At 69.4% G+C, this 14,877-nt stretch carries 15 protein-coding genes; 9 read left to right on the top strand and 6 right to left on the bottom strand.

Annotated elements, in window-relative coordinates:
• Positions 1–41 precede the first annotated feature (41 nt).
• The 7 genes from AB0K52_RS11500 to AB0K52_RS11470 all read left to right on the top strand — a co-directional run bounded on the left by AB0K52_RS11500 (position 42) and on the right by AB0K52_RS11470 (position 8,407).
• Positions 42–1,319 carry an extracellular solute-binding protein gene (locus AB0K52_RS11500; RefSeq protein WP_363529751.1) on the top strand — a complete coding sequence of 426 codons (1,278 nt, stop codon included), beginning with the start codon at positions 42–44 and terminating at the stop codon, positions 1,317–1,319.
• Between the two features lie 2 nt (positions 1,320–1,321).
• Positions 1,322–2,275 carry a sugar ABC transporter permease gene (locus AB0K52_RS11495; protein WP_363529748.1) on the top strand — a complete coding sequence of 318 codons (954 nt, stop codon included), beginning with the start codon at positions 1,322–1,324 and terminating at the stop codon, positions 2,273–2,275.
• Between the two features lie 2 nt (positions 2,276–2,277).
• Entirely contained in the window at positions 2,278–3,180 is a 903-nt protein-coding gene (locus AB0K52_RS11490) for a carbohydrate ABC transporter permease (RefSeq protein WP_363529745.1), read from the top strand.
• Between the two features lie 25 nt (positions 3,181–3,205).
• Positions 3,206–4,162, top strand: coding sequence for a glycosyl hydrolase family 32 (locus AB0K52_RS11485; protein ID WP_363529742.1), 957 nt, complete (start codon positions 3,206–3,208; stop codon positions 4,160–4,162).
• The gene (locus AB0K52_RS11480) at positions 4,159–5,073 is read left to right on the top strand and encodes a carbohydrate kinase (RefSeq protein ID WP_363529739.1); all 915 of its coding nucleotides are present in this window, start codon (positions 4,159–4,161) and stop codon (positions 5,071–5,073) included. Before AB0K52_RS11485 ends, AB0K52_RS11480 begins: the two co-directional genes overlap by 4 nt.
• A gap of 152 nt (positions 5,074–5,225) precedes the next feature.
• Complete coding sequence (locus AB0K52_RS11475) at positions 5,226–6,758, top strand: GH32 C-terminal domain-containing protein (protein WP_363529736.1); 1,533 nt, start codon at positions 5,226–5,228, stop codon at positions 6,756–6,758.
• A gap of 275 nt (positions 6,759–7,033) precedes the next feature.
• Positions 7,034–8,407, top strand: a complete 1,374-nt coding sequence (locus AB0K52_RS11470) for a potassium transporter TrkG (RefSeq protein WP_363530559.1) — start codon at positions 7,034–7,036, stop codon at positions 8,405–8,407.
• On the opposite strand, the gene AB0K52_RS11465 is transcribed toward AB0K52_RS11470, so the two are convergent.
• From AB0K52_RS11465 to AB0K52_RS11450, 4 genes are all read right to left on the bottom strand, one after another.
• Entirely contained in the window at positions 8,377–9,363 is a 987-nt protein-coding gene (locus AB0K52_RS11465) for a DUF389 domain-containing protein (RefSeq protein WP_363529733.1), read from the bottom strand. The genes AB0K52_RS11470 and AB0K52_RS11465 overlap by 31 nt on opposite strands.
• Positions 9,364–9,516: 153 nt before the next feature.
• Positions 9,517–9,927, bottom strand: coding sequence for a hypothetical protein (locus AB0K52_RS11460; RefSeq protein ID WP_363529730.1), 411 nt, complete (start codon positions 9,925–9,927; stop codon positions 9,517–9,519).
• Positions 9,928–9,941: 14 nt separating this feature from the next.
• Positions 9,942–10,199: a hypothetical protein gene (locus tag AB0K52_RS11455; protein ID WP_363529727.1), complete on the bottom strand. Its 258-nt coding sequence runs from the start codon at positions 10,197–10,199 to the stop codon at positions 9,942–9,944.
• Entirely contained in the window at positions 10,199–10,576 is a 378-nt protein-coding gene (locus tag AB0K52_RS11450; RefSeq protein ID WP_363529724.1) for a DUF2089 domain-containing protein, read from the bottom strand. The genes AB0K52_RS11455 and AB0K52_RS11450 overlap by 1 nt, the downstream gene beginning before the upstream one ends.
• A gap of 195 nt (positions 10,577–10,771) precedes the next feature.
• Between AB0K52_RS11450 and AB0K52_RS11445 the strand changes: the two genes are divergently transcribed.
• Positions 10,772–11,473: a rhamnogalacturonan acetylesterase gene (locus AB0K52_RS11445; RefSeq protein ID WP_363529721.1), complete on the top strand. Its 702-nt coding sequence runs from the start codon at positions 10,772–10,774 to the stop codon at positions 11,471–11,473.
• Between the two features lie 53 nt (positions 11,474–11,526).
• Here the strand turns inward: AB0K52_RS11445 and AB0K52_RS11440 are convergent, their stop codons facing one another.
• Positions 11,527–12,318, bottom strand: coding sequence for a TetR/AcrR family transcriptional regulator (locus AB0K52_RS11440; RefSeq protein WP_363529718.1), 792 nt, complete (start codon positions 12,316–12,318; stop codon positions 11,527–11,529).
• 107 nt (positions 12,319–12,425) lie between these two features.
• Between AB0K52_RS11440 and AB0K52_RS11435 the strand changes: the two genes are divergently transcribed.
• Positions 12,426–13,031 (top strand): GNAT family N-acetyltransferase, encoded by a 606-nt coding sequence (locus AB0K52_RS11435; protein ID WP_363529715.1) that lies wholly within the window; start codon positions 12,426–12,428, stop codon positions 13,029–13,031.
• Between the two features lie 614 nt (positions 13,032–13,645).
• Here the strand turns inward: AB0K52_RS11435 and AB0K52_RS11430 are convergent.
• Positions 13,646–14,524 carry an aminoglycoside phosphotransferase family protein gene (locus AB0K52_RS11430; RefSeq protein ID WP_363529712.1) on the bottom strand — a complete coding sequence of 293 codons (879 nt, stop codon included), beginning with the start codon at positions 14,522–14,524 and terminating at the stop codon, positions 13,646–13,648.
• Positions 14,525–14,877 lie beyond the last annotated feature (353 nt).

Raw genomic sequence — 14,877 nt, 5'->3', positions numbered from 1 at the left:
CTCCGCAACCCTTCTGCCCGATTCACATTGGAGTGAGCACCATGCAACGCCGCAACCTCATGAAACTGGCGGCCGCCACCGGCGGCGCCTCCCTCGCCTACTCCGCCCTCGCCGCGTGCCAGAGCGCGGGCGGAACCTCGGACGGCGAGCTCGTCCTGTGGGCCCACAACGCGGGCACCCCTGCGGAGATCGAGGTCACCGAGGAGATCATCAAGGCCTTCAACGACTCCCAGGACACCTACCAGGCCACGTTCGAGCCGTTCCCGCAGGATGTCTACAACGACACGGTCAACGCCGCGGCCCTTTCCGGCGATCTTCCCGATCTGCTCACCGTGGACGGACCCAACGTCCCGAACTGGGCGTGGGCCGGGCATCTCCTGCCGCTCGACCTGCCCGCCGACATCACCGACAAGTTCCTGCCTTCAGTGCTCGGGAAGTTCCAGGGCGAGCTGTACTCGGTCGGCCACTGGGAGGCCGCGTGCTCGATCTTCGCGCGCCAGTCGGTGCTCGAAGGGGCCGGCGTGCGCATCCCCACGATCGAACAGCCTTGGACGCGCGAGGAATTCGACGACGCCCTGCAGCGGGTCACCGCTGACGGGACCTACCAGTGGGCCATCGACTTCTCGACCGCCGACACCGGTGAGTGGTACCCCTACGCGTACTCGCCGTTCCTGCAGAGCTTCGGCGGCGACCTCATCGACCGCGAGACCTACCTGAAGTCCGACGGGGTGCTCAACGGCCCCGAGGCCCTCTCCTGGGGCCGGTGGTTCCAGGGGCTGTTCACCGGCGGGCTCGCCAGCGTCGAGTCCCCTGTCGGGGCTGAGGACTTCATGCAGGGCAAGGCGGCCATGGCCTTCCACGGCAACTGGGGCGCACTGGCCGCGATGGACCTCTACGACGACATGCTGTTCCTGCCGCCGCCGGACTTCGGCAACGGCCCCAAGATCGGCGGCGGCTCCTGGCAGTGGGCCGCCACCGCGACCGCCGACGCGACCGGGGCCACCGCGTGGATGGAGACCGCGCTCTCCGACGAGTACGTCGCCGAGTTCGCCAACAAGACCGGGCTCATCCCCGCCACGGACGCGGCCGCCGAACTCACCGAGAACTACGCCAGCGACGGCAAGCTGCGCATGATGGTCGACTACTCCAAGGAGTACGCGGTGCTGCGGCCCGAGACGCCGGCCTACACCGTCATCGCCTCGGTCTTCACGCAATACGCGGGCGACATCATCCACGGCGGTGACGTTCAGGAAGCGCTGGACGCGGCCGTCGCCGAGATCGACGCCGACATCGAAGCGAACGCCGGATACGGGTTCTAGCCATGGCACTCGCCAGTGCTGAGAGGGCCGCCGTCACGGCGGCGGCCCCGCCCTCACCGCCGAAGGCCAAGCGCCGCAGCCACTCCCGTGCCGAGCAGCGCGCGGGGACCGCGTTCGCGATCCCCGGCGTGGTGCTCCTGCTCGTGTTCGTCATCGGCCCGGCCGTCGTGTCGCTGGTCCTGGCGTTCACCAACGCACGGCTCATCTCCCCCACCCCGCCGGAGTTCGTGGGCCTGGAGAACTTCCAGCGCGCGTTCGCCGAGGACGATCTGTTCCACAAGTCCATCCTGAACACGTTCCTGTTCGCCGCGATCGTGGTGCCGCTCCAGGGCGGGCTCGGGCTGGTACTCGCTCTCCTGGTCAACCAGCGGCTCGCGGGCAGGAACTTCTTCCGCACCGTGTTCTTCCTGCCGGTGATCACCTCGATGGTCGTGGTCAGCCTCTTGTGGCGGTTCATGTACCAGGAGGACGGGCTCGTCAACTCGGCGCTGTCGATGGTCACCGGCGGCGCGTGGGCCGGCCAGGCGTGGCTCTCGGAGCCCTCGACCGCATTGGGCGCCATCGTGGTCATGAGCGTCTGGCAGGGCGTGGGGTTCCACATGATCATCTGGCTCGCCGGACTCCAGACCATCCCCGAGGAGGTCTACGAGGCGGGCGAACTGGACGGCACCACGCCGTGGCAGCGGTTCCGGCACCTGACGCTGCCGCTGCTCAAGCCCACGTTCGTGTTCGTGCTCATCACCATCACGATCGCCGCCATGAGCCTGTTCGTGCAGGTCAACATCATGACCGGCGGCGGCCCGGTGGGATCGACCAGCACACTCGTGCTCCAGATCGTCCAGAAGGGCTTCCAGCAGCAGCAGATGGGCTACGGCGCCGCGCTCTCGCTGATCTTCTTCTGCATCGTGCTCGCCCTGGCCCTCGTCCAGCGGCGACTGACGAGGGACAAGGACTAGCCATGGCCGCAACGACATTCAAGGCCCCCGCCAAGGCCGCGCGCGCGTGGACCTACGTGCCCATGACCGTGCTCGCGCTGTTCTTCCTGTTCCCGATCGTGTTCATGGTCGCCGCGAGCCTCAAGACCGACCACCAGATCTTCGCGGACATGAACTCCCTCAACGCGTTCCTGCCGGTCGGGGACCTCTCGCTCGCCAACTACGCGGCAGTGTTCGACCGGGTCCCGTTCTGGCGCTTCCTCGGGAACACGCTGTTCGTGACGTTCATGGTCACCGCCTTCGGCCTCATCGTGAACTCGATGTGCGGCTACGCGCTGGCCCGGATGCGCTGGAAGGGCCGCGGCCTCGTGTTCGGGCTCGTCATCGCCACGCTCATCCTGCCGTTCGACACCACCATCGTGCCGATGGTCTACCTCGTGGCGAACCTGCCCTGGGTCGGCTTCGACGGCCTCACCCCGGTCCTGGAGTTCGGCTGGCTCAACACCTACCGCGTCCAGATCGTGCCGTTCATCGTGAACGCCTTCTCGATCTTCCTGTTCGCCCAGTACTTCAAGAGCCTCCCCAAAGGACTCGAGGAGGCCGCCGCGATCGACGGGGCCGGATGGCTGCGCACCTACTGGCGCATCATCGTGCCCCTCTCCAAGCCCGTGTTCGCCACGGTCGCGATCCTGTCCGTGATCACCTCCCCCGCCACCTGGAACGCCTACCTGTGGCCGCTCATGACCGTCCAGAGCGAAGAGCTGCGCCCCGTCATGGTCGGCGTGCAGTACTTCTTCCAGCTCGACACCGCCTGGGGCGAGGTGATGGCCTACATCACCATGATCACCGTGCCGATGGTGATCGTCTTCCTCGTCTTCCAGCGCGCGTTCATCCAGTCCATCGCCGCCGCCGGCATGAAGGACTGAACTCCCCCCACTAGTGAGGAAACCAATGCTCAAGCTCGCCGACCACTGGGTCTGGGACTCCTGGTACGTGATCGACGACGACGGGCGGCACCACGTGTTCTTCCTGCGCGCCTCGCGCGCGCTCCAGGAAGAGGGCCGCCGCCACCACCGCGCCTCCATCGGCCACGCCGTCTCCGACGACCTGAGGGACTGGACGCTCCTGCCCGACGCCCTCGTCCACGCCGACACCCCCGCCTGGGACGACCAGGCCACCTGGACCGGCTCGATCGTGCGGGAGGACTCGGGGCGGTGGCGCATGTTCTACACCGGCGTCTCCCGCTCCGAAGGCGGCAAGGTGCAGCGCATCGGCTCGGCCGTCTCCGACGACCTGCTCGTGTGGCACCGCGAACCGGGCCCGCAGGTCGAGGCCGACCCGCGCCACTACGAGAAGTTCTCGGAGGAGTCCGACTGGTTCGACGAGGCCTGCCGCGACCCGTGGGTGGTCCGCGCCGGGGACGGCTGGCACATGCTCTTCACCGCGAGAGCCGAAGGGCCCGAACCGACCCGCGAACGCGGCGTGGTCGGACACGCCCGCTCGGCCGACCTCGTCACCTGGGAGGTGCTCCCGCCCCTGAGCCGCCCCGACGCGCTCGGCTTCGGCCAGATCGAGGTCACCCAGCTGCACCGGGTGGACGGCCAGTGGCTGCTGCTGTTCTGCTGCGGCAAGGCCGAGGCCTCCGACGCGCGCCGCTCCCTCGGCGAGACCGGCGACAACTACGCGGTGCCCGTCGACGACCTCTTCGCAGGTTTCGACGGCGCCGTTCTCAACATCGCCAAGGCGAGGCCGTTCGAGCATGAGAGCCTGTACGCGGCGAGACTGCACGACGTTGACGGCCAGACCGTCATCATCGGCTTCCGCAACATCGAGGACGGCGGGTTCGTGGGCGAGCTCGCGGACCCGATCCCGGTCCGCTGGGACGGAGAGAGGCTGGTGCGCAGATGATCGGAGTGGTCGGCGAGGCCCTGATCGATCTCGAAGTCGGACACGAGGACGCCCGGCACCCGGTCGCGCACCCCGGCGGCAGCCCGATGAACGTCGCGGTCACACTGGGGCGCTTGGGGTCCGAGGCCGCGTTCCTCGGGCGGCTCTCCGGCGACGCGTTCGGGAAGCTGCTGCGTACCCACCTGGCCGAGTCCGACGTGAACCTGCGCTGGGTCGTCGACGCCGAGGAGCCGACCAGCCTCGCGATCGTGTCCGTAGCGCCGAGCGGTTCCGCGAGTTACGCGTTCCATGTGGCCGGCACCGCCGACTGGCAGTGGCGGGACGCCGAACTGCCCCACAACCCGGGCCTCGACGCGGTGCACGCCGGGTCACTCGCGCTCGCCGTCGAGCCCGGCGGCCCGGTGCTCGAGCAGTGGCTCGCCGGCCTCGCCGCGCACACGACGATCAGCCTCGACCCGAACGTGCGCCCCGCGCTGCTCGGCGACCGGGAGGCCTACCGCGAACGTCTGCGGCGCTGGCTCGAGTTCGCCTCCATCGTGAAGGTCTCCGACGAGGACCTGGCGTGGATCTGGCCCGGCATGGACCCGGCGGCCCTGGCCTACGGGTGGATCGCCGAGGGCCGCAAGCTGGTCGTGGTGACGCGGGGCGGCGACGGCTCGCAGGTGTGGGCCGGGGGCGAGGCCTTCGAGGTGCCCGCCGCGCCGGTCGACATGGTCGACACGGTGGGTGCGGGCGACTCGTTCAGCGGCGCGCTCCTGGACTGGCTCGACCGCAACGGCCGCCTGCGTCCCGAGGGCCTGGAGCGGTTGAGCGCCGGGGAGGCGCGCGAGGCGGTCGAGTTCGCGTCCAAGGTGGCCGCCGTGACCTGTTCGCGGGCCGGCGCCAATCCGCCTTTCCGTTCGGAATTGTAGTTCAGCGTTTCTCTGGGGCCGTTCCGCAATGCGCGGAGCGGCCCGTTTCGAATTAACCGAAATTAACCAGATACATTGATGGATTTAACTTCGCTTAACTATTTATGATCGTTCGGTCAATTGCGAACACTCCCGGAGACTTTGGAGCGACGATGCTGCAGACCTCGAGAAGGAACCTCTTCCGCGCGGCCGCCGCCGGCGGCGCGATCAGCCTGTTCGGACTCCCCGCCGCGGCGCAGGACGCCACCTATCGGCCCGTCTACCACTTCTCGGTGCCCGACCGCTGGAAGAACGACCCGCAGCGGCCGATCTACGTGGACGGCAAGACGTACTACTACTACCTCTACAACAAGGACTACCCGGAGATGGGCACCGGCACCTCGTGGCGACTGGCGTCCTCGACCGACAATGTCGCCTTCACCGACCTCGGCACCGCCATTCCGAAGGAGACGAACCCGAACGGCTCGATCTGGTCGGGCTGCATGGTCGTCGACGAGCAGGACACGGCCGGATTCGGCGCGGGCGCGATCATCGCGATCGCCACCCAGGAGGACCGGTTCGCGACCGCCCCGCACCGCCAGGCGCAGTTCCTGTTCCACTCCACCGACGGCGGCCGCACCTTCGCCCGACACGAGCCCGCCGTGCTCCCCAACCCCGGCGTCGTGGACTTCCGGGACCCGAAGGTCGTCTGGGACGCCGCCCGCTCGCAGTGGGTCATGGCGCTCGCGGAGAACGACAAGATCGGGTTCTACCGCTCGACAGACCTCAAGACCTGGACTTACACCGAGGGGTTCATTCGCGGCGGCATGGGCGTCTTCGAATGCCCCGACCTGTTCTACCTGGAGTCCGCCACCGGCCCCGGCCGCTGGGTGCTCGGCGCCAGCGCCAACACCAAGGGCTCGGGCGGCCCCGCGACCTACGCGTACTGGATCGGGAACTGGAACGGCACGACCTTCGTGCCCGACCACCCTGACCCGAAATGGCTCGACCACGGCTGGGACTGGTACGGCGCGGTCACATGGGAGCGCCGGACGGGCGCGGTCCTCGACCCGCGCACGCGGTACGCGATCGGCTGGATGAACCACTGGGACTACTTCGGCACGACGCCCTCGTGGGACGCGGACGGGTTCAACGGCACCGACTCGATCGTGCGGGAGATCAGCCTCCACTGGTACAGCGCGACCGAGCCGGTGCTCCTGTCCACGCCGGTCCGCGCCCTCGCCGACCGCGCCTCGCGGACGGTGCACCTCGGCGACCTCACCGTCGACGGCAACGTGCCGCTCGACTACCGCGGCCGCGCCTACGAGATCCGGACCAGGGCCACCTGGAACCAGCTCGACAACCTCGGCATGCAGCTGCGCCGGTCCCCGGACGGCACCCGCCACGCCGACGCGGGCGTCTACCTCGCCGGCGGCTACGCCTACCTCAACCGGGGCTACACCGGAAACCCCGACACGACGGGCCGCTGGCTGGAGAGCCGCACCCCGTTCAACGCCGCGAGGAAGGAGGCGACGCTGCGGATCCTGGTCGACAACCTCTCGGTGGAGGTGTTCATCGACGACGGCCGCTACGTCCACTCCAGCCTCGTCTACGCCCAGCCCGGCGACGACCGCCTGGCACTGTTCACGGACGGCGGTCCGGCGGTCTTCAACGACGTGACGATCACCGAGTTCAGCCAGATCTGACCGATGCCGCTGCTCACGGCCACGCCGATCATTCCCGTGCCCGGCGTGGTCACTGGGCAGCCCGCGGCGATCTCCTCTGAGGACCGCATGGGGCAGATACCGAACATCATGGTCCTGAAACGGGACTGCCTGTAAAGAAAACGTCAAGACTCGCGGCCGGGGCGGTCGCTCAAGGGCAATTTCCGCTGGTTAGCGGTGTTGTGTCGCCTTCGACGGGCGGGCCGCGGCGATATCCTGCTGACGGCGGCGCGGTCCGGTGCCGCGAACTCGACCAGCTGGAAGGCCGTCCCCTGCGAGCAATCCTGAGCGCCGTCCTCGAAGGCGCCGTCCGGAACCCCGTGCGCATCATTCCCGCGGCGTTCGCCGCGGTGATCTTCGCCGCCGCGGGGCTGCTCATGCTGCCCGTCGCGCAGACGGCGCCTGGAGAGACCCGCTTCGTCGACGCGTTCTTCACGGGCACGTCGGCCATCTCGGTCACCGGGCTGATCACCGTGGACACGCCGACGCACTGGACCGGCTTCGGCGAGGCGGTCATCCTGGTCTGCATGCAGCTCGGCGGGCTGGGCATCATGACGACGGCGGCCTTCCTCGGCATGGTCGTGAGCCGCAGGCTGCGGCTGCGGGCGAAGCTGATGACGCAGGCCGAGCTGCACCCGTCTATCAGCCTCGGCGACGTGAAGAGCGTGCTGCGCTTCGCGGCTCTGTACACGTTCACCGTCGAGATCCTCATCGTCGCGGTGCTGGCGCTGCGGTTCCACTTCGCCTACGGCTTCGCGCCGGGCGACTCGCTCTGGCAGGGCGTCTTCCACAGCGTGGCGGCCTTCAACAACGCCGGGTTCTCGCTGTTCTCCGACTCGATCATCGCCTTCGCGACCGACCCGTGGATCAGCATGCCGCTCATCCTCGGAACGATCCTCGGCGGGCTCGGCATCCCCGTCGTCTACGAGCTCTCGCACCGCCGCGCGGTCCGGAGCTGGTCGCTCCACACCAAGATGACGCTGTCGGGCACGGCGGTGCTCCTCTTCGGCGGGTGGCTCGTCCTGCTGGCCCTGGAGTGGTCGAACCCGGCGACGTTCGGCCAGTACGCGTGGCACGACCGATTCCTGCCCGCGTTCTTCCAGTCCGCGGTGCTGCGCACGAGCGGGTTCAACTCGATCGACGTGGGGCAGTTGAACGACGACTCGCTGCTGGTCTCGATGGTGCTCATGTTCATCGGCGGCGGTTCGGCCTCGACCGCGGGCGGCATCAAGGTCGCCACGTTCTTCCTGCTGATGTGGGTGATCTGGGCCGAGATCCGCGGCGATCGGGACGCCTCGGCGTTCCGCCGCCGCCTGCCGACGCAGGTGGTGCGCGAGGCGCTCACCGTCGCGCTGGTCTATGTCGCCATGATCGTCGCCGCGGTCATGCTCATGCAGCGCTTGGAAGACGACATCATGCTGGCGCCCATCATGTTCGAGGTCGTCTCGGCCGCGGCCACCGTCGGGCAGTCGACGGGCATCACCTACGACCTGGGCGACCCGTCGAAGTGGCTCATCATCGTCGTCATGTACGGCGGCCGGATCGGCCCGGTGCTCTTCGCGACCTCACTGGCGATCGCCACCCGCAAGCGCCTCTACCGCTACCCCGAGACGCGCCCGCTCGTCGGCTGACCGGCCGCGACCTCGGGCGAGCGCGGCGCGATGTCGTGCCGGCCGAGGCGCGACCACATCAGGCGCTGGATGGACAGCGTCGCGATCCCGGCCACGATCATGCCCACGAGGTTGACGCCGAGCTGCACGAGCGACGCCCCGACCTCGTTCCAGTGTGCGAGCGCGATCGCCACGGCGATGTTCCCGGCGGCGGGAACCGTGGTGACCGAGATGAAGACGCCCACGAGCGCCGACGACTTGCGTGCGGTCATCGAGAGGATGCCGGCGACCCCGGCGAGGACGGCGACCACGAAGGACCAGCGGTCGGGGTGGATGATGAAGCTGGTGAGCGGCCGGTCGTCGAGCATCGCCGGCTCGATCCAGCCGATGAGGCGGCTGACGGCCGCGCACGCGAGCGTGATCGCGATGGCGACCGCGAACCCGGCGGCGAGGGTGCGGGCGGCCGCGCCGATCAGGCGCACGTTCCGTTGCAGCACACCGAAGCACATGGCGGCGACCGGCCCGAAGTCCGGGCCGAGGACCATCGCGCCGACGATGAGGATCGGCTGGTCCAGGAGCGCGCCGATCGCCGCGATCTGCACCGCCAGCGCCAGGAACGCGAAGTAGGACCAGGTCATGCGGGCCTCGGCGGCGGTGCGGGCGGACAGCTCCTCCCACACGACGGCGTCCTCGGGGTCGCCGGGGGCGGCGTGCTCGGCCGCCTCCGCGGCGGTGGAGATCGAGAGGTCGAGCTGCTCGACGCTGATGCCGCCGGTGTCCTTGAGCCCGAGGGCTTTGAGGTCGGCGAGCACGGCGTTGGCGCCTTCCCTGGCGACGTCGAACTCGACGAGGTCGCCTTCGGGGTCGAAGGCGGCGCCGGGGAGTCTGAGGACGTTGACGACGGCCGGGCTGTCGGCGGCGATCCGCAGTACCTCGTCGGTGCGGGAGGCGGGGCTGATCACGCGAATGTGCAACACGTTCGGCATTCTCTCCCACTTCGACGCGGCCGCGGGTTTCAGGCCCGCCGCTCCTGCCTCCTGACCGCCCGGTCGATCCGGTGCCGCCAGACGGCCGTGCGCCACCGGGCGCCCATGAGCTTCGCCGCGACGCGGCACCGCCGGATCATGCGTCTACTCGCTGTAGATGCGGACCTGGGCCTCGGAGGAGTCGACCTCCACGACGACCTCGTCGAGGTGGTTGACCAACTCCTCCAGCTCATTGGGCTTGAGCTGCGTGAGGTCGAAGGGGACTCCGGATTTGGCCATCTCGGCGTTGGCCTTCTCGAGGGCCTGCGCGGGGACGAGGGCCGAGAGGCGCACGCCGGCGCGCAGGAGCGCGACGGGGACGCGGATGTTGACGCGGCCGGGTTCGCCGTTCTCCATGTAGTCCACCACGAGCCGCAGGTACTTCTTGCCGGTCTTGCGGTCGGCGGCCGGTGCGGTCTCGCCGGGTTCGATGGCGGTGAGGAGCCGTTCGGCCTCGTCGGCGTTGATCTTGCCTTCGGCCAGCATGTCGAGGATGGCTTTGCGTTGCTCGTTCACGGCGGGCGCCTTTCTCAGCGGATGATGAGGAGCAGGGCGGTGCGGCCCTGTTCGATGTCGAAGCGGGAGCCGGGGAGGGCGCCGATGAAGCGGCCGACGCCGGCGACGGTCGCGAACACGCGCATGTGGAACACGAGGCAGGCGATGACGCCGCCGATGAGCGCGAGGAGCAGGACCGGGGAGAGCAGGACGACGGCGAGGAGCACCGGGATCCAGAGGCGGATCGTGCGGTGGCCGGGCCGTTTGATCTTCAGGGTCACGAGTTGGGGCATCACGTCGGTCCCTCCAGTTCGGCCAGCGCCTGGTCGGCGGTGATCTCGCCGCGGCGGAGGCGGTCGATGACGTCGGCGCGCGAGGGGGCCGGGTCGGTCTCGACGAAGTCGAGGGCCTGGCCGATGCGGTTGAGCCGGGACTTGACGGTCGGGTAGCTGATGCCGAAGGTCCGCTCCATCTCCTTGATGGAGCCGTGGCACCGCACGAAAGCGGTGACGAAGACCTGGTCTTCGGCACTGAGCTGGGCGAGCTGGGGCAGCTCGAACGCGCCTTCGACCGCGATCCCGGAGTCGTCGAGGCGTACGCGCTCGACGGTGAAGGGGCGGCCGCGGGTCAGGTCGGTGAGCTCCTGCCAGTCCGATGCTTCATCTGCCATACCTCAAGTTGTACCCGCTGGATTATTAATTTTCAAGAGTCAGAGATTGATTTTCTTGATATCAGGCCTTCGGTTGGTGCAGCGCCGCAGCGCCACCGAGCTCGCGGTGGTCCGCGATCGCTACGATGCCCTTGCTCCTGCCCTCGCCGAGCACTTCGCAAGAAGCGAGCTCATCAGAAGCGTGAAAGGCCGACCATGATCCACCTCGCCGGCGACTCCACCGTCGCTCCCACCGACGGCGGCGCCACTTCGGGCCACCCCGCACTCCCCCTGCTCGGCTGGGGCGACGAACTCGCCGCGTTCCTCGAGGAGCCGGTCGCCAACCGCGCCTTCGGTGGCGCCACCACCCGGTCCTTCCGCGAGCAGGGCAACTGGAAGCTCGTCACCGACGGACTCCGGGCAGGCGACACTGTCGTGTTCGGGTTCGGCCACAACGACCAGAAGGAACCCGACGCACTCGCCGCCCACGGCGGCTACCGCGAGCGCCTGACCGCCTTCATCGAAGAGGTCCGCGCCGCCGACGCGAAGCCCGTGCTCACCACGAGCGTCGAACGGCGCATGTTCGCCCCCGACGGGACCCTTCGCCACTCGCACGGTCCTTACCCGGCCGAGGTCCGCCGCCTCGGACGCGAACTCGACGTGCCGGTCATCGACCTCAACGTCTTCACCCGCTGGCTATACACCTCCCTCGGGCAGGAGGAGTCGGCCGCGCTCTTCGTCCACGGCGCCGCCGCCGCGCGCGGCATCGAGGTGAGCGCCGACCTCAAGAAGGACAACACCCACTTCACGACCGCCGGAGCCGTCGCCGTCGCCCGCTTCGTCGCCGAAGCACTCCGCGCCCTCGCCGGGGAAGGTGCGGACGCCGCGCCCGCCGGGCTCGAGCTGATCCGCAAGTAGCCGCGACCCACTCGCCCCTGCCGACCTCGCACCAGCTCTGATGGGGCACCGCCTCAGCGCTCGAGGCGGGCCTGCACCCCGGTGAGCAGGGCGTCGAGGGCGAATTCGAAGACGGCGTCGAAGTCGGTGAACGCGCCGCCCGCCGGTTGACGGGCGAGCCTTGGGAAGGCGGCGGGGTCGAGCGTCTCGACGAGGTGCGAGGTCTGCGCCTCCCACCACTCCTCGATGCTCACCCCGGACGCGTCGGCCACCTCCTGCTCCGAGGTCGGCAGCAGCGCGATGCCCTGGACGATGCCCGAGGAGGCGAGGTAGACCGTCATGGCCGCCTCGGCGGGCAGCCCGGCGGAGGCGGCCGCGTCAAGCGCCCGTTCGACATTGCCGAGCGTGTTGGGCCCCAGCGGCGGACGGGTGGAGGCGAGGACCTGGAGGACCCACGGGTGGCGGCGGTAGAGCCGCCACTCCTCGCGGGCCTCGTGCGAAAGCCGTTCGCGCCAGCCGAGGGCGGGGTCGCTGGGGCGCAGTTCGCCCGCGACCGTGTCGGTCATCGCCTGGATGAGGGCGTCGCGGTTGGCGAAATGCCGGTACAGGCTCATGGTCGCCGCTCCCAGCGCGGTGGCGAGTCGCCGCATCGAGAGCTCCCGCAGGCCTTCGGCGTCGGCGAGCGCGATCGCGGCGGCGGTGATCCTCGCGGGAGTCAAGGCCGACGGCCGTTCGACGCGCACCGCCGGACGGGTCCGCTTGCGGTGCCGGTACGCGCGGGCCTGGCACGCCCGCGAGCAGTAGCGGCGGCGTCGGCCGCGCGACGCCTGGTCGATTTGGCGGCCGCATTGCGCGCATCGGTCCACGGTTCGCTCATTTCGTCACGCGTCAGGAGTGTGACGTAATTCTAGGCGCTCAGCGGCGCGGGCGTTAACTTCGAGCGAAACGGTCCACCGATCGAAGGGAACCCGAAATGAGCGACATCAACGTCCGCCGAGCTCAAGCCGCCGATCTCGACGCTGTCGTGCCCGCGTTCGCGGCGGCCACCGCTGACGAGGTGGTCAACGTCTGGATCGCCGCCGCCGGCCCCGTACCGGTCGATGCGTACACCTCCTACCTCACCGAGTCGATGCGGAAGCACCTGCGCGACGACGAGGTCTGGATCGCCGAACGCGACGGCCGCATCGAGGGCCTGTCCGTGTGGATGCAGGTGGCGTCGACCGAGCGCTTCCACGCTGAAGTCGAGGACATCGCGGCGATGGCCGAGACCATGGCGCTGCCGATGCTGGGGCGCGCCGAGAGCGTGATGCGGCTCATCGCCGGGGCGCACCCCGAGAAGTTCCCGCACCTGTACCTCTTCTCGATCGCGGTGGTCCCCGAGCACCGCGGCGCGGGCGCTGGCGGGGCGATGCTCAAGGCGCGCTTGGCGAGCGCCGAGCAGGAGGGCATGCCGGTGTACCTCGAAGCGAGCACCGAGGACTCCGCCCGCCTGTACCGCCGGCACGGCTTCGAGGCGATCGGCGAGCGCCTGCGGTTGCCGGAGGAGGGGCCGACCCTGATTCCGATGTGGAGAAATTGAGGCTGGCTTTTCCGGCCTCAGGTCAAGGCATCAGCGACGAAGAGGCGGCGGGGAGGGCCGGGCGGGTCGCGGCGGCCCGACCTGGTTCCGGTCAGGGCGAGGCCGGGTGGGTTCGCAGCGGCTCGGCCTAGGTTCGGCCTGGCGAGGCCGGGCGAGTCCCGGCGGCTCGGCCTGGTTCCGGGCGAGTCCCGGCGACCCGGCCTGGTTCCGGCCTGGCGAGGCCGGGCGAGTCCCGGCGGTTCGACCCAGTTCCAGTCGGAGCGAGGCCGGGCAAGTGGCGACGGCTCGACCTGATTCCGGTTGGGGCGCAGCCGGGTCGGAGAAACATGAATGCTTTCTCGTCTTGTGGGTGATGCGACCTCGACCGTGAGCGTGGACAATTGAGGTACGTACGGGTGTACGGAATCCATGTAGGTGAACGAGATAGTGGTAAGCAGACTACGACATAAGCCTCTGGCTATCTGCCTGCATTGCATGGACGTCGAGTTGCGTTGGGGACAAAGACCTTCGCTCTCGGCTACGGCCTCGTAGAGCACCACCCGCTAAGCACTGCGGCCTGGCAGCGATCAAGAACCTGGCCCTCACCGGTCAGCCACTCGACCGTACCGATCGCATCAGCGCAGGATGCGGGAGAGCGCTGCTTCCCCGGCAAGCTTCCAAGTCGGTTTGCCTCCGGCCCAGCCGCGCTCTCCGGCGATGCCGATCTCGATCAGCACGAACGACTTGATGAGCGCCAGACCGCGGGCGCGCAGGACCGTGCCCTCGTCGGCTGCCTTGTACGCGTTGAAGAACGCGTCGGAGGTGCCGTCGGGCAGGAGGATCCAGGCGGCGGCGAGGTCGACGGCGGGATCGCCGACGAAGATCTCGCCGAAGTCGATCACGCCTGCCAGGCGACCGTCTTCGACGACCACGTTGGCCGGGTGCAGGTCGCCGTGCAGCCACACACTGGTGCCGCTGTGGGGGTCCGCGTCGAGCGCCTCTCGCCAGACGGCGCGGGCGCGGTCGGCGTCGACTTCGGGGAGGCGCTGGAGCGTCTGCTCGAACCGCTCGTCCATGTCGGCGAGGGCCGCGCCGCGGCCGTCGTTCGCGGGGTTGCCGGCGGGTCCTTCGAGGTGGAGGGCGGTCAGGAACTCGGCGAGCGTGGCGGCCGATTCGGGGTCGGTGATCGGGGCGAGGTCCGCAGGTGTGCCGTGGACCCAGGTGGTGATGAGCCAGTGGTGCGGGAACCGCTCCGAGGGCTCGCCGAGCCGGGTGGGCACGGGGACCGGCAGCGGCAGTCGCGAGGCGATGTCGGGGATCAGGCGGTGCTCCCGCTCGAGCAGCGCGGGGGCGTCGTCGGTCCGGGGGATGCGCACCGCCAGATCGGGGCCGAGACGCCACATCTGGTTGGTCCAGCCGCCGTCGACGGCCTTGACCTCGAGGTCGGCCAGGTCGGGGCATTGCCGCTCCAGGAGGTCCCGCAGCAGCCGTTCGTCGATCGCCGTGTCGCTCAACGTGACATCCCTTCTCCACGGCCCCGGCGCCTACCCTACCGGCGCCGCCGGGGCCGGGCGGCTGAGACCGGCGCCCGGCCCGCTCCCGCTTCGCCGCCTGCCTTGAGTCGAGCCGTACCGCTCCACGGCGAGAACCGCCCGAGCGGTGATCGATCTGCACGGGCGCCCACGCTACCCGCACCACTGTGGGCCGGGCGGCTGAGATCGGCGCCCGGCCCGCTCCCGCTTCGCCGCCTGCTTTGAGTCGAGCCGTACCGCTCCACGGCGAGAACCGCCCGAGCGGTGATCGATCTGCACGGGCGCCCACGCTACCCGCACCGCTGCGGGCCGGGCGGCTGAGATCGGCGCCCAAC

Source organism: Glycomyces sp. NPDC049804 (assembly GCF_040674615.1).
Taxonomy (GTDB): Bacteria; Actinomycetota; Actinomycetes; order Mycobacteriales; family Micromonosporaceae; genus Glycomyces; species Glycomyces niveus.
The sequence above is the reverse complement of the archived record's forward strand: the minus strand, read 5'-3'. Positions and strand labels throughout refer to the sequence as shown.